Here is a 23347-nt window from a genome sequence, read left to right on the forward strand (position 1 = left end):
ACGTGTTAGCGTCTGACTTCTGTTATAGTTGTATCAAACGCGGCGAATAGGAAAGAATTATATTTACCATGCTTAGTCGATTGAGTCTTATCTTTTTTGTTTTAGTGGTTACCGGTTGCGCACAAACTGCACCAAAACAACAGCAAACCGAAATGGGGAACCTGTTAGTGCCGGAACCTGCTCCCCTGAGTATTCGTTCGCAGGTGGCTATCGCCCGATTCGGCCAGATTCTCTCTAACGCCGAACTAACCGACGAAGATAAAGCCCAGTTACATTTCCAGCGTGGCATGTTATACGACAGCGTAGGCCTGGGTGGCCTGGCGCAATTCGATTATAACCGGGCAATTAACTTTAAACCGGATATGGCCGAAGCGTACAACTCACTTGGTGTCCACATGGTACAGCAGGAAGAGTTTAGCCGTGCCTATGAAGCCTTTGATTCAACCCTGGATATCGATCCGGGTTATGATTTCGCCTTTTTAAACCGTGGCATTGCGTTATATTACGGCGGCCGGGCCGACTTAGCCGTGTCTGATTTAGCGACCTTCGCTAACAAAGCGCCGGATGATCCATTCCGGGTGTTATGGGCCTATTTTGCCGAGTCAGAGTACGCTCCGCAGACGGCCCGGCAACAACTCACTCAGCGCCGGGAAAACCTGCCTGACAGTCATTGGGCTACCGGTCTGGTCGATTTGTTTTTAGGCCAGCAAACCGAAAAACAATTGCTCGACTCGCTGCTAAATGGCATTACCAGCGAGAAAGAGCTGACCGACAGGTTGTGTGAAGCTTATTTTTATCTGGGTAAGTATCACGAAGAAAACAACCAGCCTGGCGTGGCCTCCAATTACTTTAAGTTTGCCCTCAGCACCAATGTGTATGAGTACGTTGAACACCGTTATGCCCGCTTGGAGCTGCAACGCTTAAGGCAAAACACGGTTACCGACTAAGTCATGATGTTCTTCAGAGCAACCTGTCTGGCGGTGTTTACTTCATTAACCATCGCCGCAGACAGTGGACATATGCCCTCCCAATTGCTCAATAACGCCGAGCAGGCCGACAAGCCTGCACCATTGTTATGGGTTGCTGTGCAGCAAAATAGTCTGGTGGCTAAGCAACGCCTGATGGCGTTTGCAGAGGCTAACCGCAACCAGTACTGGCTGGAAATGCTCATTAAGTCCGGTTATTCACCCGCTGCACTGACACTTTCCCGGTTAGAGGATAACCCGAGGATCACCCAGCGGCTGGTGCGTCTGGCGGCGCGCGGCGGGGTGGCCGAAGCACAATATGAATATGCGCTCACGCGGGATGATTTTGCTCATCGTGAAACCTGGTTAAAAGCGGCTGCTGAGCAGGATTATTTTGTGGCGCAAACTGCCCTTGCTGACTGGTATCTGCTCCACGAACAACAAAGTGAAGCCGAGCCATGGTTACAAAAAACCGCCAGCCGGGACAGCCAGAGCGCATTTCAGCTGGCCTATATCCGCTGGCAGCAGGGCCGTGAAGACGAAGGATACGAACTGTTTAAACAGGCGGCGGAACAGCACCACGAGCAGGCCGAAAGTGTGTTGGCTGTGCTGCAACAATATCAGCCTGAGTCAATTGCTGATTTGTCGACTAAGCCGGCAAGTGGTAATCCAGCGCAATGCCGGCAGCAAATTCAGCCTTTCGCCACCGGACTGGCCGAGATGGTGCAGGCGAATCGTATTTACCAGCAGTTCTTAGCAGACAAACGGCTTAAATCCTTACCCTTATGCGTGAGCAAGCCCATCTGGCTGGCCCGCGAGTCATTAAATTGTGATGCTAACTGGCAAGGCCAGGGACGCCTCGGGTGTAACATTGAAGCGCTTGAGCCGGTAGTCAGGCAGCGCGGCTTTACCCATGCAGTGGTGTTGGCCAAATCAGGCAAGGCGAATGTGAATAATGGCGTGATGTATCTTGATGTGGGCGATACCTATAGCGTATTTGTTCATGAGTTGGCACATTTTGTCGGGTTTGTCGACGAGTATCCGTTAACCCGCAGTTTTGCCAAAGAGTACTGCGCCCGCCAATCCGCGCCTAATCTGGTGTTTTTAGGGACGTTGACTTATGCGCCGCTGAGTAACATCGAATACTGGCAGTCTATCGAATTCCCGGTCACCCTTTATCCATCGCGTACCTGTAATAACATTGGCGTAGCGAGCTTTAAACCCAGCGCTCGGATCACCTTTATGGAAAACCACGACGCTAAATATATCCCGCCTATCTACCTTTCGATCTGGAGTTCGTTACTTAACAATCCCAAGGCACAGCGTCCTATCGCCATGAATCTGTTTCAGCATTTTGAACAAGCAGGCAATTCTCAGAAAGCGTCTTACTGGCTGGATGTATTCCGCCAGCAGCGGACCGGTTTAACAACCGACCCGGCGGCAGACGCGATGACAGAAAATATCAGCGCCGACTGAGGACATCTGAACGATATTCGTTGACCCACATGGCAGTGGCACCGCAGATGGCCACTGGCATCACCAGAAAATTCACAATCGGTATCATCGCCATCACGTTAACGGCAACGCCAAACGAATAGCTGAGGCCTTTACGATCGCCAAGTCGTTGGCGCATTTCACCAAAAGGCACTTTGTGGTTATCAAAAGGGTAGTCGCAATACTGGATGGCCATCATCCAGGCGCCGAATAAAAACCACAATATCTGGCCAATTACCGGCAGAAAGAAAAATAACAGCAAAAAGCCGATGGCGCGGGGCAGGTAATACACCAGTTTGGTGATCTCCCGGCCCAGCGTACGGGGAATATCTTTAATGATTGCCATTACGCCGTCATCGCCGAGTGACTGTCCGGTAAGATGCCGTTCCACTTTTTCGGCCAGCAAGCCGTTAAAAGGGGCGGCTATCCAGTTGGCCAGGGTACCAAACATCAGGGCAAAGCTGAGTAAAATACTGATCACCGCCAACGGCCAGAGTAAAAAGGTAATAGAGGTCTTGAGCCAGCCCAGCCAGTCAGGAATAAACCCGATGAGGTAGTCCACACCGGCCTGAATTTCGCCGAGCAGAAAATAAAATGCCGCTGAAAATAACACCAGATTGATCATCAAAGGAATAAACACAAAGCGCTTTAAGCCTTTTGTGGTAATTAAATCAAACCCTTGCCCGAAATAACCGATACCGCTGCGTTGTGCCATTAAAACTCCTGCTGTCTGGTGAAAAGAACATGCCCTTATCTGCAGAGGGGGCGATAAAAAATTGCATATTTTCAAACACCCACAGTATAAAACCCTGGGATCTCACTGTGAATTCATAATTGTTACAGTTCATGAACTTTGTTACATTCAATTTATAATAACAACCACAACAACGCGTGCGCATATTGAGAATTACCGGTTCAACGCTATCGACAGGATCAGCGGGTATCGCTATCAATAACGCTCTTTTAACAGAGTGGTGGTGTTGTGCGTCTTAAGAAAATCCGCCTGGCCGGTTTTAAATCTTTCGTTGATCCCACCACGATCCCCTTTCCCGGCGATATGACAGCCATTGTAGGCCCGAATGGTTGTGGTAAGTCTAACGTAATTGATGCGGTTCGCTGGGTGCTGGGGGAAAGCTCCGCCAAAAACCTGCGTGGTGATGCCATGACCGACGTAATATTTAATGGTTCGTCGGCCCGTAAGCCCGTAGGACAGTGCAGTGTTGAGCTGGTGTTTGATAACTCCAGTGGCCGGATCGCCGGTGAATATGCCAAATACAACGAATTGTCGATTAAGCGCGTTGTTACCCGTGACGCCATCTCCACTTATTTTTTAAATGGCAGTAAATGCCGTCGCCGTGATGTTACAGACCTGTTTTTAGGGACGGGATTGGGCCCGCGCAGTTACGCCATTATCGAGCAGGGCATGATATCCCGGCTAATCGAGTCCAAGCCCCAGGAGTTGCGGGTGTTCATCGAAGAAGCGGCTGGTATCTCTAAGTATAAGGAGCGTAGGCGGGAAACGGAAAACCGTATTCGCCATACCCAGGACAACCTCGAACGTCTGGAAGATGTGCGCGGAGAACTGGGCAGGCAGCTTGAAAAGTTACAGCGTCAGGCAGCAGCAGCCAAGCGTTATACTACGCTTAAAGCGCAGGAACGTACGTTAAAGAGTGAACTGGCCGCTATTCGCTGGCTCAAACATGATGACCATTTGCAAAAACTGCAACAAACGCAGCAGCAACTGGATACCGATATTGAAGCGCTCAGAGCGAGGCAACGGGGCGATGAGGCCGGTATCGAGAAATACCGTGACACGCAGCAAACCTGTAAGCAAAAGCTTGATTACCTGCAGCAGAATTTATTTACGGTGAGTGCTACGATTTCCCGGCTGGAGCAGTCAGCGCTGCATAATCAGCAACGTCTGAAGCAAATTGATAGCGAACTAAGCGACATCCAGACCCAGCAAGAGGCCCTGAATGAAGAACAAGAATTACTGACCGTACAGGCTGAAGAACACGCGGAACTGGTTGTGGAATTAGAGCCCGCTTACGAGATTCAGCAAGCTGCCTGTGAGCAGTTAGAGGTTACGCGTGACCAGGCTGAGGCCGCATTACACCAGCATCAGCGCGATTTTCAGCAAACCGACCAGCAGTACCATCAGCTTAAGCAGCAAGTGCATTCTCACCACAGTAAAGTGCAGTCGTTGTTGCAGATGCAGATGCGTACACAGCAACGAATTGGTGAGCTGGAACGCGAGATACAAGAATTTTCCCAGGCCGACCATCAGCAGGCCATCGACGATTTGCAGCTAGAGCTGGAAATGCTGGCAGAACAGATCCTTGAGCAGCAGGATAAGGTACAAAGCGCCAGGCAGACCCTGGAGCAATCCCAGCGCCACTACGAACAGGCGCGGCAACACACTCAGTCAATGCGTGCTGAGTTACAGCAAAATCAATCCCGGCTCGTAGCGCTTGAAACCCTGCAACAAGCCGCCAGTCCCACCGGGCCTCAACCTGAAGGTGTGGTTCCGCTGTGGCAGCAGTTAACGCCAAAGCCAGGCGCTGCGGCCATTATTGAACATGTGCTCAGTGAGCTTGGTGATGCGCAACTGGCGAGTGGCGAGAGCCTCGCAACACTAACCGAAAATCAGGAAAGTTTAAGCGCAGGTGTTAAGTATTTTAGCCAGGCAGCTTTAACTCGGGATAAGCAGTCCGGTAGTGTAGCGGCCTTATTGGAAGATGAATGGGTTCCTCATCAGTTTAATCAGATACTGGTGGCAGAAGATGTCGAAAATGCTCTGGCGATGCGCCAACAGGCTGGTGAAAATCAGCTAATCGTTACCCATGATGGCCAGTGGTTTGGCCCCGATTGGTTTCGCTATGGTGAGCAGGATACCGAGCAGGGCGTGTTACAGCGTGCCGAACAAATCGAGGAACTCAATGATACTATCGCCGCTCAGGAAGCAAAGCTTGCTACGCTTGAGGAACAGGAGAGCGAAGCGCAGAACAACATAGAACAGGCGCGGGAGCAGGTGAGTGCCAGTGAGGGCGGATTGAATGAACGCAATAATCAGCGCCAGCAACTGACTCAGCGTTTAAGCTGGTTGAGCGAACAACAACGCCAGGAAGCACAGAAACGCGAACGCCTGGACGATGAGCTGAATCGCCAACAAGAGCAGCTTGAAGAAGAGGCTACCGAACTGGCTATGCTCAATGAAGGGCTGGAAAACTATGAAATGGAGCTGGCAGAACAGGCGGAGCGCCAGGCGCGGCTGCAGGATCAGCAACAGTCGCTCCAGCAGCAGCTTAGCAGTCAGCGTAGCCAGTATGAGCAAAATACCCGTGAACTGCATCAGATGGCCCTCAAACTGCAGGAGAGCCGTAATAAGCAGCAATCGTTAAATTCACAGCAGCAGCGGATTAGTCAGCAACTTACCAGTCTCGGGCAGCGCGCCGCCCAGTTGGAGCAAGAGCAACAATCGCTCAATCAACCACAAACCGAACAAGCTGCGCAACTGCAGGATTTGCTGGCCGAAAAAGCGGCGCTTGAAGAGCAGCGCTACAGTTTACAGCAGGATCTGGAACATGCCCAAGAGTTGCTCAATCAGGCAATGCAAGGGCAGCAGGCAATTGTTGGTGATATTGCCAAACGGCAGGAGCAGCTCGACAGCCTGAAAATCGAGGCGGAAGGTTACCGCGTGCGGGGCACGGCCATTCTGGAACAACTCAGCGAAATTGGGGTCACACTTAAAGCGGTACTGGAAACCCTGCCGGCCGAAACCAGCGAGACCAACTGGCAACGGGAGCTGGAACAGACTACCGCGGCCATTAGCCGGCTTGGTGCTGTTAACCTGGCGGCAGTGGAAGAATACGACGTTCAGGCAGAACGCAAAGCGCACCTGGACACGCAATTTGACGACCTTAATGACGCCCTTGAAACATTACAAAACGCTATACGTAAAATTGATCGTGAAACCCGCTCCCGCTTTAGTCAGACCTTTGAGCAGGTGAATGAAGATCTTAAAATGCTCTTTCCCAAGGTATTTGGCGGGGGCTCGGCTTATCTTGCCTTAACCGATGATGATTTACTGGAGACTGGCGTGACCATAATGGCCCGTCCGCCCGGCAAGAAAAATAGTACAATTCATCTGCTTAGCGGTGGAGAAAAAGCCTTAACCGCATTATCATTGGTGTTTGCAATTTTCAGGCTTAATCCGGCGCCATTTTGCCTGTTGGATGAAGTGGATGCGCCACTGGATGATGCTAACGTCGGACGCTTCTGTAACCTGGTTTCTGAAATGTCGAAATCGGTACAGTTTATATACATATCACATAATAAAATTGCGATGGAGATGGCGAGTCACCTGACAGGTGTCACCATGGCTGAACCGGGCGTATCACGCATGGTAGCCGTGGATGTCGATGAGGCCGTCTCCATGGTAGACGCATAAATTTAAAGGCGAAAGAAGTCGATGGAAGAAGAATTACGTTTGTCATTGTTGCTACTGGGTGGGTTCTTTATCCTTGGTGTGCTGGCACATGGCTTATGGAATATCCGCAAAAACAGTCAGGCCAAAAAGCCCCAGCGGCGTATTGAGCCAGAGGGCTGGCAGGATGAAGAGCGTGACGCCGAGCAAAGCAACCTGAAATCTGCTGACGAGTTTGATGAGTATGGCATTGGCGAAGTGCGGGTGGTTCGTCATTCGACAACCGACGCTGATGAGTCAGAGTACGATGCCGTCAACGTGAAAGACGAAACCTCTGGCGAAACTGAAGAGGACGACACCGTTGAGTCTTCCGCTTCGGCTGATAATGACGACACTGATACCACTGAAAGTGAGCCCGCTAACAAGCCTGCCGAGACACCTAAAGAACAGCTTTATGCTTCGGTAGTGACCAATCCGAAACCACAGTATCAGCACGATAACGTTGTCGAGCTACCGGATTCAGTGCCGGCACCGCCGTCATTCTTGTTAAAGGAAGAGCAAAGTGCTCAGCCTGAGGCAAAACCAGAGTCTGCACCGCGTGAAGAGCAGGACAACTTTTCTCTGGATACCCAACCCGCGCCGCCAGAATCCAAAACCGCGGCAACCGAAGAGCAAACTGAAAAAGCGCCGGAAGCAGCGCCTGCGTCACCTAAAAAGCGCAGCCGCCCGGCCAGCCGCAAGCGCCAGGAACCGCGTTTTGGTGATGAAGATCAGATGCAAATTGATTTTGATGATTCGGTTAAGGCTGCCGAGGCCCAAGCTGCTCAGCCTGCCGCGCAGGTAGAGCCGGAAGTGCTGATCCTCAACGTACGGGCCCCGGAGGATGCACCCATCAGTGGCGCGGCATTACTCCCGATGCTGTTAACCCTGGGCTTTAAGTTTGGTGATCAGGACATTTTCCATCGCCATGTTAATTCCAATGGCAAAGGCCCGGTGCTGTTTAGCTTAGCGAACATGTTCAAACCGGGTAATTTTGATATTGATAACCTGGAAACTTTCACAACACGCGGCGTTTCGCTGTTTATGCTACTGCCAATAGAAGGCGACCCGCATCAGGTATTTAATATGATGCATAATGCCGCCCGTAAGATTGCTGATGAGTTTAATGCTCAGGTGCTCGACGGTCGCCGCAGCGTGTTATCCAAACAGGGCTTACAGCAGTACGTTGAAAAGATCCGCGACTTTGAACGCAAACGTATGATTGCCCGTCACTAAGTTTACTATCCTGAATTCGTTGTACTACTGTTAAAAGGCAGCAGTACAACATCAAATGAGCAATTCCCATGAGTGATCAAACCGTCATCGCGCAACTCGAAGCCTTGCGCGAGAAAATTAATGACTATAACTATCAGTACTACGTGCTGGATGATCCCAGTGTGCCCGACAGCGAATACGATCGTCAGATGCAAGCTCTACAGGCACTGGAAGCCGAGCATCCTGAGCTTATTACCCCGGATTCACCCAGTCAGAAGGTAGGCGGAGAACCGCTGGGAGCCTTTGAACAGGTAACCCACGAAGTGCCAATGTTGTCGCTGGATAACGCTTTTGAAGAAGCCGATCTGAAAGCTTTTGAAAAACGCCTGCTCGACCGCCTTAAAGCCGATAATAAGCTGGCCTTTAGCTGTGAGCCAAAACTCGACGGACTGGCCGTGTCGATTTTATACGAGAATGGCGTGCTGGTACGTGCTGCTACCCGCGGAGATGGCCAGGTAGGTGAAAATATCACCGCCAATGTTAGGACTATCGCCAACGTGCCACTGAAATTACGCGGCGCTGACTTACCCGAAAGAATTGAAGTGCGCGGTGAAGTGTTTATGCCTCGCGATGGGTTTGAAAAACTCAACGAAAACCAGCGTAATGCCGGGCTTAAGGTGTTTGCTAACCCACGTAACGCGGCTGCCGGCAGCTTACGTCAACTGGACTCCCGGATTACCGCTAAACGCCCGTTAATGTTTTATGCATATTCGCTGGGCGTTGTGGCACCGGACGATTTCACCTTACCGGACAGTCACCATGAGCGTCTTAGGCAGCTAGCAGAGTGGGGGATCCCCTTATGCCCGGATATCGGCATTACGGAAGGATCCAGCGGTTGTTTAGCGTACTATGAGCAAATCCTGTCGCGCCGTGATGGCCTTGCTTACGATATCGATGGCGTAGTGTTTAAGGTGGATGCTATCGCCCTGCAACAACAACTGGGATTCGTTGCCCGGGCACCTCGCTGGGCTATTGCACAGAAGTTTCCGGCGCAGGAAGAGATGACCCGCTTGCTCGACGTAGAGTTTCAGGTTGGACGCACAGGTGCGATCACGCCGGTTGCCCGCCTTGAACCGGTATTTGTTGGCGGCGTAACGGTATCAAACGCTACCTTACACAATCAGGATGAAGTAGAGCGATTGGGTGTATGTATCGGCGATACCGTGATTATTCGCCGGGCGGGGGATGTTATTCCGCAGGTTGTTTCAGTGGTTGCTGATAAGCGACCGGATGACGCCCGGAAAATTCAGTTTCCGGCTCAGTGCCCGGTGTGTGACTCCCAGGTAGAAAAACTGGCCGATGAAGCCGTGGCTCGCTGTACCGGAGGGTTAATTTGCCCGGCCCAACGCAAGCAGGCATTAAAGCATTTTGCATCACGCAAAGCGCTGGATATAGACGGGCTGGGTGACAAACTGATAGAGCAATTGGTAGACGCCGGGCTACTAAAAACACCAGTGGATATTTTTAACCTGACGTTCCCCGCGTTGATTCAACTGGAGCGGATGGGTGATAAGTCGGCGGCCAATTTGTTGCAGGCAATTCACAATGCCAAGCAGACCACATTACCTAAATTTCTGTACGCTTTGGGGATCCGTGAAGTAGGCGAAACCACTGCGGCTAATCTGGCACTGCATTTTCAAACCTTAGAAGCGATCCAAAACGCGAGCCTGGATGATTTACAGGCAGTGCAGGACGTGGGGGTTGTGGTCGCTGAGCATGTGTTTAACTTCTTTAATGAGTCGCACAATACAGAGGTGCTAGAGGGTTTACTTAGTGCAGGCTTAAACTGGCCGGAGATTGAAGCGCCTGACGAGGCGGATCTGGTGCTCGACGGCAAAACCTGCGTGGTTACCGGCACGCTGAGCCAAATGTCCCGGAATGATGTAAAGGCATTACTGCAGCAGGCGGGCGCCAAGGTGGCAGGCAGTGTATCTGCAAAAACCGACTTTCTGGTGGCCGGCGAAAAAGCCGGATCCAAACTGGCCAAAGCCCAGGAGCTGGGTGTGGAAGTGTGGGATGAAGAACGTTTAATGGCGTTTCTGACGGATAACGGTCTGGTATAAATAACATGCCGGACGACGTTCGGCCGTCCTGTCTGTAAGAGAACTTCCTTCTTCGATTATGGACAGGCACTCAATTATTTAATAATTCAGCTTCTTGGTTTGATGCATAAATTAATTTTCATTGCATCAAAGAACTGACCTGGGAGCTTTTTATTTTTCAAATTGCGTAATTGAAGTGATTGGTCTTAGTAAAACGAACAAGGCTGTTAAATAGCCGGCAATCACACTTCGCTCAGTGTTAGGTGATATGGGGTGAAGAATTATGACTAATACTGTCGTTGCCTTGTGAGTATAGGCATGCTTTACCCGAACCCCGTTTGTTTTTGGCGTTGATTGTGCAGTTTTTCAATGCTTACCGATGATTTAAAAGCTGTTTCAATACCGGTTACCATCTTTTTCCAGTCACAATAAGTTAATCCAACCCGGCTCAGGATAGGTGATAATGAATAATCGATATTGCCAGATTTGTTGGGATGTAAATAGCGGCCTGAATATTCAACCAGTATAAAATACTCTCCTAGTTGAAAAGGTAAGCCGTCAGGCATGTTGTTACGCGGATTGCCTGCAAAGGGAAGTAATGAATTTGGCTGTTTGTTCGATTTAGCCGCACTAATACGTTTTTGAATGCTGGTGTGGTTTGATTCTTCTGGGGTATCAGCCAAACAGGCACGTACTGGATTTAAGTCAACATACGCCATGCAGGCGGCTATCGATGCTTCATCCAGGAGCGCCTGTGACTTAAACCGCCCCTCCCAGAAATGACCTGTACAATCATCCTCTTTATTGGCTCGTCGGGCGATGTATTCATTAAGCAACCGCATAAACCAGCTGATATCGTACAGTCGTTTACGGTAAATTTCAGCCAGGCTATGTACCGTTTCAATTTCCACTTTAGACAACGTAGTCGACTCAGCGTCGTCAATATAGCGTTGAGACAACAACATGCCTTTATAAAGCCGATGCCACCGCCTGATGATATCTTTAACACTTAACGAATCGGCTTTTTGTTTATTAATGCGTAAGACCAAATGGGTGTGGTTGCTCATTACTGCATAGGCGCACACATCAACACAGAACACCTCTGCCAAAAACAGTAGTCGGTCTTCAACCCACTGCCGGCGATGCTCGTAGCTCTTGCCTGTCTGATTATCTTCACCACATAAATACGCCCGTCGAACACAGCGGGAAACACAGTGATAGTAAGGGGTATCAGAAAGGTTGATAAGGCTTTTACGTGGTCTGGGCACGAAGCTTCACTAAAATTAGAAAAATTGTGTACTCATTGTGCCAGCACAAAGACTAAATCCAACTGGACTTGAGTCTAGCAAGTGACTGTCCCTATTATTCCTATTATTCCGCTCTATATTACATAGTTGTAATACAAAGTGATGCAGATAAGAAACAGTACTAAAGTTGATGGCAACAATAGCATAAAGGGCTGTGACTCTTTAACTTCTTCCATATGGTTCTCGATAACATAGCTGTACGTTGCGTGAATCAGCACCAGACCAATCAGAACAATCGCGAAAATAGTAAAGTTGAATACGACGAAAGGGGGGGTATCTATAAAACCTATTATTGTGAACAGCAGTAAGGGGAGAATAAAAAAATAAAAAGCAATTATTTCCGATTTTACTATCAAGTATTTCATTTTCATTTCCTTATGAACACTAGTATATATTAAATAGTCCATATTTTAATTTAACAAGATTAGCACTGCATTTTTAATACAAGAGCACTGCGTGACTTCTGCTTCAATTAATAGCGGCTATCAGTCATCTTAACAACAGTATAGAAAGTGACTGTCCCTTTTAACTCGCCCATAAAATGTTGTTGGTCGAAACCGATGATGCATCATCTTTGACTGTCAGACCCAATTAAATAAACCACACCCATATCTAGTTTAAAGGCTAACGTTCGCTAGTGATTTAAGCTGGACTCCGCTTGTTCAATGCTGGTTTTGCTGTGCTTGGCGGCGTTTTTCTTTTCTCAACTGCCAGGCTTTGCGAACCGAGAAGCGCCATAGCCAGTTCAGCGTATAGTAGCCGGTTAAACCAAATACCACCGAACAGATCCCACAGCCAAGTAAGAAAGACGGTCCGATGGTCGACAACGAGTTGACAACCCAGTCCCAGGTGGGCTCAAAGTGAAAGGCCTCAGACTTGGTCCCAAGGACAGTAGAGCCTACTAAATAGGCGCCGTAGAATATGGGAGGCATGGTAAAGGGATTAGTGATCCAGACGGTTGCTACAGACAATGGTAGATTCACCCGGCAGGGAATTGCGGTGGCCGCCGATAACCACATTTGAAAAGGCACCGGCCAAAACGCAAAGAACAATCCGATACCGAAAGCACCGGAAGCGGATTTTCGGTTCAGATGCCATAAATTGGGCTCATGAAGAATGCTGCCAAAGATTTTTAAGGCCCGATTTTCCTTTATCGAATGCGGATCAGGCAAATAGCGTTTTATAAACTTCTTCGGCATAAATCTAACAATCTTTTCTCAAACAGAGTCACTGGTGAATACAAGCATGCTAACAACTGCGGCGACAGCATTTAGCGGCGCAGTGATTTCAGGTCGCTGGTGGTCAGAACTGCCCCACAGCGGGTTGCCGTTTGTGCTGGCATTTATATCACTATCAGCCACGGCGTTACTCATAGCTGAGTATTGTAACGCAAAACGATGGCAAAAACCGTTATGCTTTGCCTGGGTTGCTATGGCTGCTGCAACTGCCGGCCTTTTTGTGGCAACGAGTGTAGGGCAATCATACCTCAAGTGGCAACAGCTTGGTGGTGAAATTCAACAAGATGTCATAATTGAGGGACGAGTTGTTGGATATCAGCGTTTTGCCGACTACGACAGACTAATCCTGACCGGTAATAGCGTGGATAAGTATGTCTGGGATAAGCAGTGGGCGGTCCAATTACATTACTACCGGCCGCAGGCCGCGTTTACTAACGGTCAGCGTATTCGCACCGCTGCCAGAATCAAACCGGCCCGGGCCATTGCTAATCCTGCGGGCTTTGATATGCAGCGCTGGTATGTGAGTCAACGAATAGTTAAAACCGGCTACGTGCGCGGCCATCGCATTGCACTTATTGAGCCTGATACATCTACCCGTAATCGCTTAAAATCCAGACTAACCTCATTACAACTGCCGGGCGAGAAATGGCTGCTGGCTTTATTGTTCGGTGAGCGCCAGGAATTTACAAAATCAGACTGGCAGTTGTTACAGCAAACGGGCACTGCCCATCTGTTTGCTATCTCTGGCTTGCACCTGATGATTGTGGCAGGCGCAATCCTTATTTTTTTCAGAGGCTGGATTGCTGCCTCTGCATGGTTAAGTTTTACCCTACCAAAAAGTCTGTATCTAACTGCTTTTATTTTTGTGCTGGCTACCTGTGGCTTTTATGCCTACCTGGCTGATTGGCAAACCGCCGTTTTGCGAGCTTATTGTGCGTTGCTCATTATCGCTGTGCTGCATTTGTTTAATCTTCGATTGTCGCGACTCACACTGGTGTTACTCACATTGTCTGTGAGCATTTTGCTGGACCCCATGGCCGTTTACGGGGCGGCTTTGTATCTGAGTGTGGGGGCGGTGGCCATAATCATCTGGTTACACTGGTGGTGGGAAACGTCATCCCGCGGTGGTAATTGGATTAGGGGAGTGGTGCTGTTACAGCTCACGCTGAGTGTGCTTATGGCACCGCTAGTGGGCGCGCTGCTGGGGCAGGTTAGTTTGATTTCGCCGTTGATTAATTTACTGATCGTACCGGTTATGTCATTGCTGGTGATCCCTTTGTGTCTGCTGGGATTGTTAATGCTCATCGTTTTGCCGGTTGATCATCTCATCACTTCCTGGGTGTTGTATGGTTGCGGCAAGGTGCTCGAATGGCTGATGCAGTTGCTTGACCAAGTGGCTAGTTTTGTTGGTGACTATGCGGCTTTTCCGGTATTCACTTCTACCTGGTTGATGGCCAGTTTGATAGCGCTGTTACTTATTTTACTCCCGCCTTTTAAAGGGCGATTGCTTTTGTTGATCGTTATGCTCCTGGCTTGTTCTGGCGGATACCTGCCGGTAACAAGGAAGACGGAAGACTGGCAGGTCCATGTATTTGATGTGGGGCAGGGCAATGCCACACTTATCAGCCGCAACAGCAAGGCTATTTTGTTTGATACCGGCGCGTCCTTTGCCTCAGGGTTCAATTTTGTAGAGACTGTTATCCACCCCTTTTTGCATATCCGCGGCTTGCAACTCGAACGGGTATTTATCAGTCATTTCGATAATGACCATGCCGGTGGGTTAGATTTTATTCGCAAAACGTATCCTGAGCTTGCTATTGTCACCCCAGAAGATAACTGCCATGCAGGTGGTAAATGGCAGTGGCAGGGGTTAAACATGCAGGCCTTTTGGCCCTTACCTGATGCTAGCGAAGACTGGTCTGATAACGATGGCTCCTGCGTAATTAGAGTTACCGATGGCCGCTACAGCGTATTACTGCCGGGCGATATTGAGCAAAAGGCTGAGCAGATTTTGTTGAGCTTACCTAAAGTTAGTCAGGCGCTGACGTCCAACATAATACTGGCGCCGCATCACGGCAGTAAAACCTCATCATCCACTGCCTTTATCGAACAGGTAAAGCCGCAATTTGTGGTGTTTTCTCAGGGCTGGCTTAATCGCTGGGGCTTTCCTCATGGGCACGTTGCTGAACGTTACCGGAATGCGGGCAGCCAGGCAATGCTCGTTAGTGAGAGTGGCTATTTGCGCTTTGATATTACCAGCGACGGCATTAGAACTTATGCTTATCGTGCGAGTCAGCAAAGCCGCTGGTATCATAAAACGTTTGTAAAGCAGTAAACTGCCCATAAATAAAGCCATTCCGTGCAAACGGTTTTGCAACGTGAATCGATTATTTTGGTGTGTCATGGGTATAGCAGGTACAATGGCGCCGATTTTTATAGTAAACAGTGAACTATGCAACAGAATGACACTCAAGCATTGCCGGTAAAACGGTTTTTTAGCTACCTGAAAGCCTACAAACTTGCCTTTATTGTGGCATTTATCGGTATGGTGGGTTACTCGGCACTCGATACCTTCGTGATTTCGCAGGTACAGCCTGTGATCGACCGGTCGCTGAACAACCAGGATTACGGTTATTTGCGCATGGCAGCCTACCTTGTGGTACCGGTTTTTATTATTCGCGGCATTTTTAATTTTATGGGCAGCTACGCGCTGAGTTGGATTGGGGCTCAGGTGGTAATGACCATGCGTCAGCAACTGTTCAGTAAATATATTCATCTACCGGTAAGCTTTCACGACCAGCAGGCTAAAGGCAATCTGATTTCTAAAGTCATTTACGATACCGACCAGGTGGCCCGTGCAGCAGGTAAATCACTGGCGATTCTGGTGCGTGAAGGTGCCCTGGTGATAGGGATCCTGGCCTGGATGTTTTATCTCTCCTGGCAGTTATCACTGGTATTTTTGTTTGTCGGGCCTGTGGTAGCCGTTATCGTAACGTTTGTTACCAAACGCTTTCGTACGGTTAGCCGCAATATCCAGAAGTCCATGGGCAATCTTACCAGCGCGGTTGAGCAGGTGGTAAAAGGCCACAAAGTGGTTTTAATGTTTGGTGGTCAGCAAAAAGAGCAGGATCGCTTCGCCAAAAAGAATAACACCAATCGCCAGCAAACTATGAAGCTGGCTGTTACACAAACCCTGAGTGTGTCGAGCATTCAGGTCATCGCTTCTATAGCCCTGGCGGTGGTGCTGTATATTGCCAGTACGCCGGGTATGCTGGCCGAGCTCACCGCCGGTACCTTTGTGACCATCGTATTTTATATGGTGATGCTGCTAAAACCGTTAAAACAGCTGACTACGGTTAACAGCGAGTTTCAAAAAGGCATGGCAGCCTGCCAAAGCATCTTTGCCGTGCTGGATGAGCAAATTGAAAAAGATATCGGTGTGCTTGATGCCAACGAAGTAAAGGGCAACATACGCTTTAACAACGTAACATTTACTTATCCGGGTAAGCACACTCCGGCGATCGATAATATGAATCTTGATGTCCCCGCTGGCACCAGTATTGCGCTGGTGGGCCGATCTGGTAGCGGCAAGTCAACCATGTCAAACTTACTCACCCGTTTCTATTTGCCTGAGCAAGGGCAGATCACGCTGGATAACACCGATATCAACGAATTTAGGCTCACTGAGCTTCGCAAAAATATCGCGCTGGTTTCCCAGCAGGTAACCTTGTTTAACGATACTATCGCTAACAATATTGCGTATGGCGTGGCGGAAAACGTCTCCAGAAAGGCCGTTGAAAAAGCAGCCAAACTGGCTCACGTAATGGAATTTGCAGAGTTGCTCGAAGACGGTCTGGATACCATGATTGGCGAAGATGGCTCTGTGTTGTCTGGCGGCCAGCGGCAGCGGGTGGCCATCGCCAGAGCATTGCTGCTGGATGCACCAGTGCTAATTCTCGATGAGGCAACTTCGGCGCTGGATACCGAATCAGAGCGGATGATTCAGGATGCCCTGGTAACGTTACAACAGGATCGCACCAGTATTATTATTGCCCACCGATTATCCACTATCGAAAATGCCGACCAGATCCTGGTGATTGATCAGGGTAAGATTATCGAGCAGGGTAAGCATCAGGACTTACTCAACAAGGGCGGTGCTTATGCACAGTTACACGCGCTGCAATTTGGTGAGTAGTGATGTCGGCGCTTAACCGCATGTGGTATGAAGGGCGCTGGTATCAATGGTTGCTGTTGCCCTTTACGCTGCTGTTTTTTCTGTTATCAGCATTACGTCGATTACTGTTTCGACTGGGCGTTAAAAAGACCATAACACTGCCAGTGCCGGTTATAGTGGTTGGCAATCTTTCCGTGGGCGGCAATGGCAAAACGCCTTTGGTAGTGGCGCTTTGCGAGAGGCTCCAACAGGCCGGCTACAAAGTCGGTGTGGTAAGTCGTGGGTATGGCGCTAAAACCACCGAGTTTCCTCATCAGGTTAGCGCAAACGACTCTGCCCCCATGGTGGGCGATGAACCTTTATTGATAGCGCGGCGCACGGGTGTGCCGGTGGTTATCGATCCCAATCGCCCCCGAGCAGCACAGCAACTGGTAGATCAAGGCTGTACAGTGATCATCAGTGACGATGGCCTGCAGCATTACGCGCTGGGCCGGGATGTTGAGTGTGTGGTGGCCGACCGACGTTTGTTTGGTAACCAGCAATTGCTGCCTATGGGGCCGTTACGTGAAGGTCTCTGGCGGCTTAAAACCATTGATTTCTTAATTTTAAATCAGCCTGGTGAGTCGCTTGAATCACCAAAGATCAGCAATATGCCAACACCGTTTCAAATGTCGTTGCAGCCTGGCAAACTGATTAATGTACAGCACCCCCAGTTACAGCGAGATCTTGTGGAGCTGGAACAGGAATCACCTATTACCGCCATGGCAGGTATTGGCGATCCAAGTCGTTTTTTTAACCAGTTAAAAGAGATGGGCGTCAGGCTTGATCATTGTGTTGCGCTGGCCGATCATCATGCTATCGGTAAACAGGATATTCCAGACGGCTGTGTTGTTATGACCGAAAAAGACGCAGTGAAGGCGGTGGCACACGCCCATGATAATTGTTGGTATCAGCCGGTGGATGCGGTGCTGGCCGAAGATTTTTATACTCAGCTCATTCAGCGTATTGCACGCTGAACAAAAAATAACAAAGGAAACACCATGGCATTTGATAAAAAGTTGCTGGAAATAATAGCCTGCCCCGTGTGCAAAGGAAAATTGATGTACACACAGAGCAATAATGAGCCTGGCCTGGTATGTCGTTATGACCGTCTGGTTTACCCGATTAACGATGGTATTCCGGTATTGCTGGAAGAGAAGGCCACGGCGATCTCTCTTGAAGAACTCGAAGCACTGAAAAAAGGATAATCTTGCCCATGGATTTTACGGTTGTCATTCCCGCCCGCTATCAGTCCAGCCGCTTTCCTGGTAAACCGCTGGCGAATATTCAGGGCAAGCCCATGGTTCAACATGTGGTTGACAGGGCCAATGAGGCAGGCGCCAGCAAGGTCATTGTCGCTACCGATGATGAACGCATTGCCAGTGTGGCCGCGCAGTTTGCAACCGTGGTGATGACAGCCACCACGCATACGTCCGGCACTGAGCGTATTGCTGAAGTGATCCAGACCCAGCAGATCGCCGATGACACCATTATCGTTAATGTGCAGGGTGATGAACCCTTTGTACCAGCAGACAATATCCGTCAGGTGGCGGCCAACCTGGCAGCCAACCCTGCTATGCAAATGGCAACACTGTGCACGCCCATTGCTCACGAAGATGATGTATTTAATCCCAACATCGTAAAAGTGGTCTTTTCTGCATCGGGTAAAGCGCTGTATTTTTCTCGATCAGTGTTACCTTTTGCCCGCGAAACTATGATGCAGCCTCCGGTGAGTGCGGATCCCGGCTTGTACTATCGCCATATTGGTTTGTATGCTTATAGCGCAAGCTATGTTAATCAGTATGTGAGCTATGAGCCGTCTGCCCTGGAACAAATTGAGTCGCTCGAACAGTTAAGGGCCCTTTGGTATGACGATGCTATCCATATTGAGGAAGCGCTGTCGGAGCCGCCGGTAGGTATAGATACGCCGGATGATCTGACTAACCTGCTGGCCAGTCTGGCCGCGGATAATTAGGTACTAAGAGCTTATAGCGAACGTAAAGCGCGTAAGGAGTCATCATATGAATGTTGTTATTACCGGAGCCAATCGCGGCATTGGCCTGGCGTTAGTGAAGCAGTATCTGGCCGCTGGCCATTCGGTTTATGCACTGTGCCGCAACAGCTCAGATGCACTGAATGCTACCGACGCAGAAGTGCTCAGTGGCGTGGATGTGGGTGTGCCAGACAGTCTACCGCAAGCGTTGGCACCTTTAAGTGATGTTGACATTGATGTTCTAATCAATAATGCCGGTGTGCTGGCTAATGAGGCGATCACCGACTGGCAGCCCAATACCATCGATTATCAGTTCAAAGTGAATGCCATGGGCCCGTTACTGGTTACCCAGTGTTTGTTAAAACAGCTTTCATCTGGTAGCAAGGTGGCCCTTATTACCAGTCGGATGGGATCAATGGCCGATAACGGTTCCGGCGGATACTACGGCTATCGCATGAGCAAGGCGGCGCTTAATGCCGCAGGCGTTTCCCTGGCCAATGACCTCAAAGCCGATGGCATTGCCGTAGGCTTGTTTCATCCCGGGTTTGTGCAAACTGAAATGGTGGGCGGTAATGGAGATGTTGACGCCGAAACTGCCGCGGCCAGTCTGGTTGCCCGGATTGGCGAACTGACCCTGGCGAATGCAGGGCGATTTATTCACGCTAAGGGTGATGAGCTCCCCTGGTAAAAGGGTTACCGAGGCGGATTACTCCGCCTCATCGTCTGTTTCATCCTGCTCTTCAGACATCACGGCCCACATGTCATGCTCATCGGTATGGATGACTTCAGCCCAGACGTGCTGGCCGGGTGTCACATCGTAAACGCCGTTTAAATGCACCACGCCGTCTACCTCCGGGGCATCAGCATAACAACGACCAACCGCGCCTTCCGCATCCACTGAGTCAATCACTACCTGATATTCCTGACCAATACGTTGTTTCAGACGTTCTGCGCTAATCTCGCCCTGAACGGCCATAAAGCGGGCCAGACGCTCTTGTTTAACGTCTTCATCTACCGGATCGGGCAGATCGTTAGCCACCGCCCCTTCAACCGGCGAGTAGGCAAAACAACCAACCCGGTCGAGTTGTGCTTCACGCATAAAGTCGAGTAATTCCTCAAACTCTTCTTCGGTTTCACCAGGAAAGCCAACGATAAAAGTGGAGCGAATGATGAGCTGCGGACATTCCTCGCGCCATTTTTTGATCCGTTCAAGCGAGCGTTCTGAACTACCCGGACGCTTCATTAATTTCAGGATGCGCTTATTGGCGTGTTGGAAGGGGATATCCAGATAGGGCAGGATTTTACCTTCGTTCATCAGCGGGATAAGGTTATCTACATGAGGGTAGGGGTACACATAGTGCAGTCTTACCCACATGCCCATTTCGCCGAGCTTTTCACATAACTGTTGCAGGTGAGTTTTTACCGGCATGCCGTTCCAGAACCCGGTGCGATGCTTCATATCCACGCCGTACGCACTGGTGTCCTGCGAGATCACCAGCAGTTCGTTTACGCCGGCATTTTTTAAGCGCTGGGCTTCATCGAGAATTTCACCGATAGGGCGGCTCACCAGATCGCCGCGCATGGAGGGGATAATGCAAAACGTACAGCGATGGTTACAACCTTCGGAAATCTTAAGGTAGGCAAAATGACGGGGCGTTAGTTTAATGCCATGATCCGGAATAAGGTGTTCAAACGGGTTATGCTGCGGCTTGGGCAAGTGGTCATGAACCTGATTAACCACTTCCTCGTAGGCATGAGGGCCGCTTATCGCCAGTACATTGGGATGTACTTCACGAATTTCATCTTCCTTAATGCCTAAACAACCGGTCACAATCACTTTGCCGTTTTCAGCCAGGGCTTCACCAATGGTATCCAGTGATTCCTGCACCGCTGCGTCAATAAAACCACAGGTATTCACGATAACCAGCGCGGCATCATTATAGGTAGGTACTACCTCGTACCCTTCAGTGCGAAGCTGAGTAAGAATTCGTTCTGAGTCCACCAGGTTTTTCGGACAGCCGAGGCTCACAAAACCGATTTTTGCTTTCGCAGTATCAGAGCTGGATGTCGTTTCTGATTGCTGCTTTAACACCGCTTTAGGTCCTTCCAGTGTGGTGGTTTGTTTCGGGTCAAATTTTTCAACGGTCATAGTGAGCTCTGATGGTGTGCGACGGCAGTTTCAAAAGGGCGCAGATTATACCCAAAAAGATTGTTAAGTTCACCCGGCGGGGGAGTCGAATAACAAAAATTACCGGTGATTTGGATAACAATTGGCGTCGCAAGAGGGTTAGATTAAGGCCATTCCGCCAAATAACTGTATCCATGGTTTAAATGCGAAAACCATTAAGGGGAGTAAAGCGGTTTGTTGAACCCGGCAATATTCATTCTTGCCCGAGATGCGGCTGTGTTAAACTGGCACAAATGCCTGCCCGCGGGATCTGCAAATGCAATCTGCCCGCGGTATAGTCAGGTTTGCTGTTACCGGCTGAAAGGCCCGGTATTAACGGACAGTCATTTTTCTGGTCATTTTTCTGAATTTTTAAGTAGTTTATGATCCCTTTACCACTCAAACATTACGACGAAGCCGGCACGGTACTGCCGCCGCGATGGTTATACTGGATGTTGGCAATAGCCTGTCGCGATCTGCTGCTGGTGGCGGCGTTTACCGCTATCCCGGCTGAGTCTGACAGGCTCTATCGTATTTTCTTTCCGCACAGCGACGTATTATGGCTGCAAATTGCAGTGACACTACCTTTTCTGCTGGTGATCGTACTGATGAGCTTCAGGGAACATTTGTGGAAACGAGGGTATACCGGCTGGCGTTTATTGATAAAGCCGCTTTGCACCCTGGGAAGTTTGTGTCAGTTGTTACTGATTGGCAGCTTTTTGGAGCGCGCCGGCTGGCAGTTTAATGGTTATCTTGGTGCGGTGGCACTGCTGATGATTGCGTTGATGTATATGGTTAACCGCAGCCATCACCTGGCCATCATGTTACATGACTGGCGTCAGCCGCCAGTCAGGGAGCAGACAGAAGAATAAATTACTGAGTGTTATTTGCCAGAGCCTGATCAAAGTAGGCCTTAACACTTACCTGGCTGTCATTAACCAAACGTTCATAACAAATTCCGGCAAAGGCGTAAGAATACTCACCCACATCCAGCACCACATAAGGCGCGGTTTTATCTGACTCGTCATACCGCCAGCTGCCGCCTATCAGGCTACGCATAACTTCACCGATGTAAGCACCATAAATATTACACAGCGTGAATACCGCGTTATCTTCCAGGGCTTGATCCTTAAAGCGGTCGATAAACGCCAGCAGCAGGTTGTCTACCATCTCAATACTTTCAGCGCTGTAGTCTAACTCAATGTTAAACATATCCCGACTGGTACCTACAGCGTCTTTCGCGCTGTCTGCCATCAGTTGTTCTAGTTCGTGTTGTTGCATAATGGCTCTCCTTTTGCGGTATTGTGCGCGAGCCCGCGTGAAATGTCGAGCCGCGTTACACTTAAATACCGGTGAGTTTATTGATAAGCCTGGCGGCGGCAAACATACCAAAGGAGGCCGTTACCATAACCGATGCACCAAATCCGGAAGCACAATCAAGTCGGGTGCTGCCGTCGTTAAGTGATTTATTGTGACACACTGAGCCGTCAGGCTGCGGATAGCGGAGCTGTTCGGTGGAATAAATGCACTCGATACTAAACCGGCGTTTGGGATTTTTTGAAAACCCGTAATTACGGCGTAATTCGTTACGTAGTTTTGCGGCCAGCGGATCCTGAATGGTTTTAGCCAGATCGGCACTGGTTATTTGCGTAGGGTCAACCTGACCACCGGCACCGCCTACAGTAACGACGGGTAATTTATTCCGTTTGCAATAATAAATAATGCTGGCTTTAGCCTTGATGGAGTCGGTAGCTTCAATGACTCCATCGTAATTGCCAGCCAGATGCTCCATAACCGTGTCCGGCGTAACAAAATCTTCAATCACATTCACTTTGCATGCCGGGTTGATTTGACTGATACGCTGTGCCATTACCGTAACTTTGGCCTGACCAACGGTATCATTCATGGCATGGATCTGGCGGTTGGTATTGGTAACACAAATGTCATCCAGATCAATCAGGGTTATCTGACCTACGCCCGTTCTGGCCAGCGCCTCAGCACTCCACGAGCCAACCCCGCCAATGCCAATTACTGCGATATGCAGCTCGGCAATGTACGAGGTTTGTTGCTCGCCATATAGCCGGGCAACACCGCCAAAGCGTTGTGAATCAAACATTTCAGGCCCTTTTTGGTTGATGTTAATGATGGGACGGGTACTATCGGGGTGAGTTTAGCATTTTTCAATAGA

The 23347-nt window shown here is 49.6% G+C and carries 18 protein-coding genes; 12 read left to right on the top strand and 6 right to left on the bottom strand.

Annotation, left to right across the window (positions count from 1 at the left end; translation table 11 throughout):
- The first annotated feature begins 68 nt into the window (after positions 1 to 68).
- Both nlpI and C6Y40_RS23590 read left to right on the top strand, forming a co-directional pair.
- The gene (gene nlpI / locus C6Y40_RS23585; RefSeq protein ID WP_105936835.1) at positions 69 to 947 is read left to right on the top strand and encodes a lipoprotein NlpI; all 879 of its coding nucleotides are present in this window, start codon (positions 69 to 71) and stop codon (positions 945 to 947) included.
- A 3-nt stretch (positions 948 to 950) separates the two neighbouring features.
- Positions 951 to 2441, top strand: coding sequence for a tetratricopeptide repeat protein (locus C6Y40_RS23590; RefSeq protein WP_105936836.1), 1491 nt, complete (start codon positions 951 to 953; stop codon positions 2439 to 2441).
- On the opposite strand, the gene cysZ is transcribed toward C6Y40_RS23590, so the two are convergent.
- On the bottom strand, positions 2428 to 3174 hold the full coding sequence (gene cysZ, locus C6Y40_RS23595) for a sulfate transporter CysZ (RefSeq protein ID WP_170308576.1): 747 nt from the start codon (positions 3172 to 3174) through the stop codon (positions 2428 to 2430). The two genes, C6Y40_RS23590 and cysZ, sit on opposite strands and share 14 nt — an antisense overlap.
- Before the next feature lie 267 nt (positions 3175 to 3441).
- Here cysZ and smc point away from each other — a divergent pair, with 267 nt between their 5' ends.
- The 3 genes from smc (at position 3442) to ligA (ending at position 10262) form a co-directional block, all read left to right on the top strand.
- The gene (smc, locus tag C6Y40_RS23600; RefSeq protein WP_105936837.1) at positions 3442 to 6909 is read left to right on the top strand and encodes a chromosome segregation protein SMC; all 3468 of its coding nucleotides are present in this window, start codon (positions 3442 to 3444) and stop codon (positions 6907 to 6909) included.
- A gap of 21 nt (positions 6910 to 6930) precedes the next feature.
- A complete protein-coding gene (gene zipA / locus C6Y40_RS23605; RefSeq protein WP_105936838.1) occupies positions 6931 to 8160 on the top strand; it encodes a cell division protein ZipA in 1230 nt (409 codons plus the stop codon).
- Between the two features lie 68 nt (positions 8161 to 8228).
- On the top strand, positions 8229 to 10262 hold the full coding sequence (gene ligA / locus C6Y40_RS23610; protein ID WP_105936839.1) for an NAD-dependent DNA ligase LigA: 2034 nt from the start codon (positions 8229 to 8231) through the stop codon (positions 10260 to 10262).
- 302 nt (positions 10263 to 10564) lie between these two features.
- On the opposite strand, the gene C6Y40_RS23615 is transcribed toward ligA, so the two are convergent.
- The gene (locus C6Y40_RS23615; RefSeq protein WP_105936840.1) at positions 10565 to 11509 is read right to left on the bottom strand and encodes a transposase; all 945 of its coding nucleotides are present in this window, start codon (positions 11507 to 11509) and stop codon (positions 10565 to 10567) included.
- A gap of 701 nt (positions 11510 to 12210) precedes the next feature.
- Complete coding sequence (locus C6Y40_RS23625) at positions 12211 to 12747, bottom strand: DUF2062 domain-containing protein (protein ID WP_105936842.1); 537 nt, start codon at positions 12745 to 12747, stop codon at positions 12211 to 12213.
- 46 nt (positions 12748 to 12793) lie between these two features.
- Between C6Y40_RS23625 and C6Y40_RS23630 the strand changes: the two genes are divergently transcribed.
- The 6 genes from C6Y40_RS23630 (at position 12794) to C6Y40_RS23655 (ending at position 19680) form a co-directional block, all read left to right on the top strand.
- A complete protein-coding gene (locus tag C6Y40_RS23630) occupies positions 12794 to 15121 on the top strand; it encodes a DNA internalization-related competence protein ComEC/Rec2 (protein WP_105936843.1) in 2328 nt (775 codons plus the stop codon).
- 117 nt (positions 15122 to 15238) lie between these two features.
- Positions 15239 to 16981 carry a lipid A export permease/ATP-binding protein MsbA gene (msbA, locus tag C6Y40_RS23635; protein ID WP_105936844.1) on the top strand — a complete coding sequence of 581 codons (1743 nt, stop codon included), beginning with the start codon at positions 15239 to 15241 and terminating at the stop codon, positions 16979 to 16981.
- Between the two features lie 2 nt (positions 16982 to 16983).
- On the top strand, positions 16984 to 17976 hold the full coding sequence (gene lpxK / locus C6Y40_RS23640) for a tetraacyldisaccharide 4'-kinase (protein ID WP_105936845.1): 993 nt from the start codon (positions 16984 to 16986) through the stop codon (positions 17974 to 17976).
- Between the two features lie 24 nt (positions 17977 to 18000).
- Positions 18001 to 18207 carry a Trm112 family protein gene (locus C6Y40_RS23645; RefSeq protein WP_105936846.1) on the top strand — a complete coding sequence of 69 codons (207 nt, stop codon included), beginning with the start codon at positions 18001 to 18003 and terminating at the stop codon, positions 18205 to 18207.
- Between the two features lie 8 nt (positions 18208 to 18215).
- Positions 18216 to 18974 (top strand): 3-deoxy-manno-octulosonate cytidylyltransferase, encoded by a 759-nt coding sequence (kdsB, locus tag C6Y40_RS23650; protein ID WP_105936847.1) that lies wholly within the window; start codon positions 18216 to 18218, stop codon positions 18972 to 18974.
- 46 nt (positions 18975 to 19020) lie between these two features.
- Positions 19021 to 19680, top strand: coding sequence for an SDR family oxidoreductase (locus C6Y40_RS23655; RefSeq protein ID WP_105936848.1), 660 nt, complete (start codon positions 19021 to 19023; stop codon positions 19678 to 19680).
- An 18-nt stretch (positions 19681 to 19698) separates the two neighbouring features.
- Here C6Y40_RS23655 and rimO read toward each other — a convergent pair whose 3' ends face one another.
- Complete coding sequence (gene rimO / locus C6Y40_RS23660) at positions 19699 to 21141, bottom strand: 30S ribosomal protein S12 methylthiotransferase RimO (RefSeq protein ID WP_105936849.1); 1443 nt, start codon at positions 21139 to 21141, stop codon at positions 19699 to 19701.
- 401 nt (positions 21142 to 21542) lie between these two features.
- On the opposite strand from rimO, the gene C6Y40_RS23665 reads away from it, so the two are divergent.
- On the top strand, positions 21543 to 22031 hold the full coding sequence (locus C6Y40_RS23665; RefSeq protein ID WP_105936850.1) for a DUF2919 family protein: 489 nt from the start codon (positions 21543 to 21545) through the stop codon (positions 22029 to 22031).
- A 1-nt stretch (position 22032) separates the two neighbouring features.
- On the opposite strand, the gene C6Y40_RS23670 is transcribed toward C6Y40_RS23665, so the two are convergent.
- Both C6Y40_RS23670 and tcdA read right to left on the bottom strand, forming a co-directional pair.
- The gene (locus tag C6Y40_RS23670) at positions 22033 to 22440 is read right to left on the bottom strand and encodes a hypothetical protein (RefSeq protein WP_105936851.1); all 408 of its coding nucleotides are present in this window, start codon (positions 22438 to 22440) and stop codon (positions 22033 to 22035) included.
- Positions 22441 to 22501: 61 nt separating this feature from the next.
- On the bottom strand, positions 22502 to 23275 hold the full coding sequence (tcdA, locus tag C6Y40_RS23675) for a tRNA cyclic N6-threonylcarbamoyladenosine(37) synthase TcdA (RefSeq protein WP_105936852.1): 774 nt from the start codon (positions 23273 to 23275) through the stop codon (positions 22502 to 22504).
- Positions 23276 to 23347 lie beyond the last annotated feature (72 nt).

The sequence above is a fragment of the Marisediminitalea alba genome (genome assembly GCF_002993365.1).
GTDB lineage: Bacteria > Pseudomonadota > Gammaproteobacteria > Enterobacterales > Alteromonadaceae > Alteromonas > Alteromonas alba.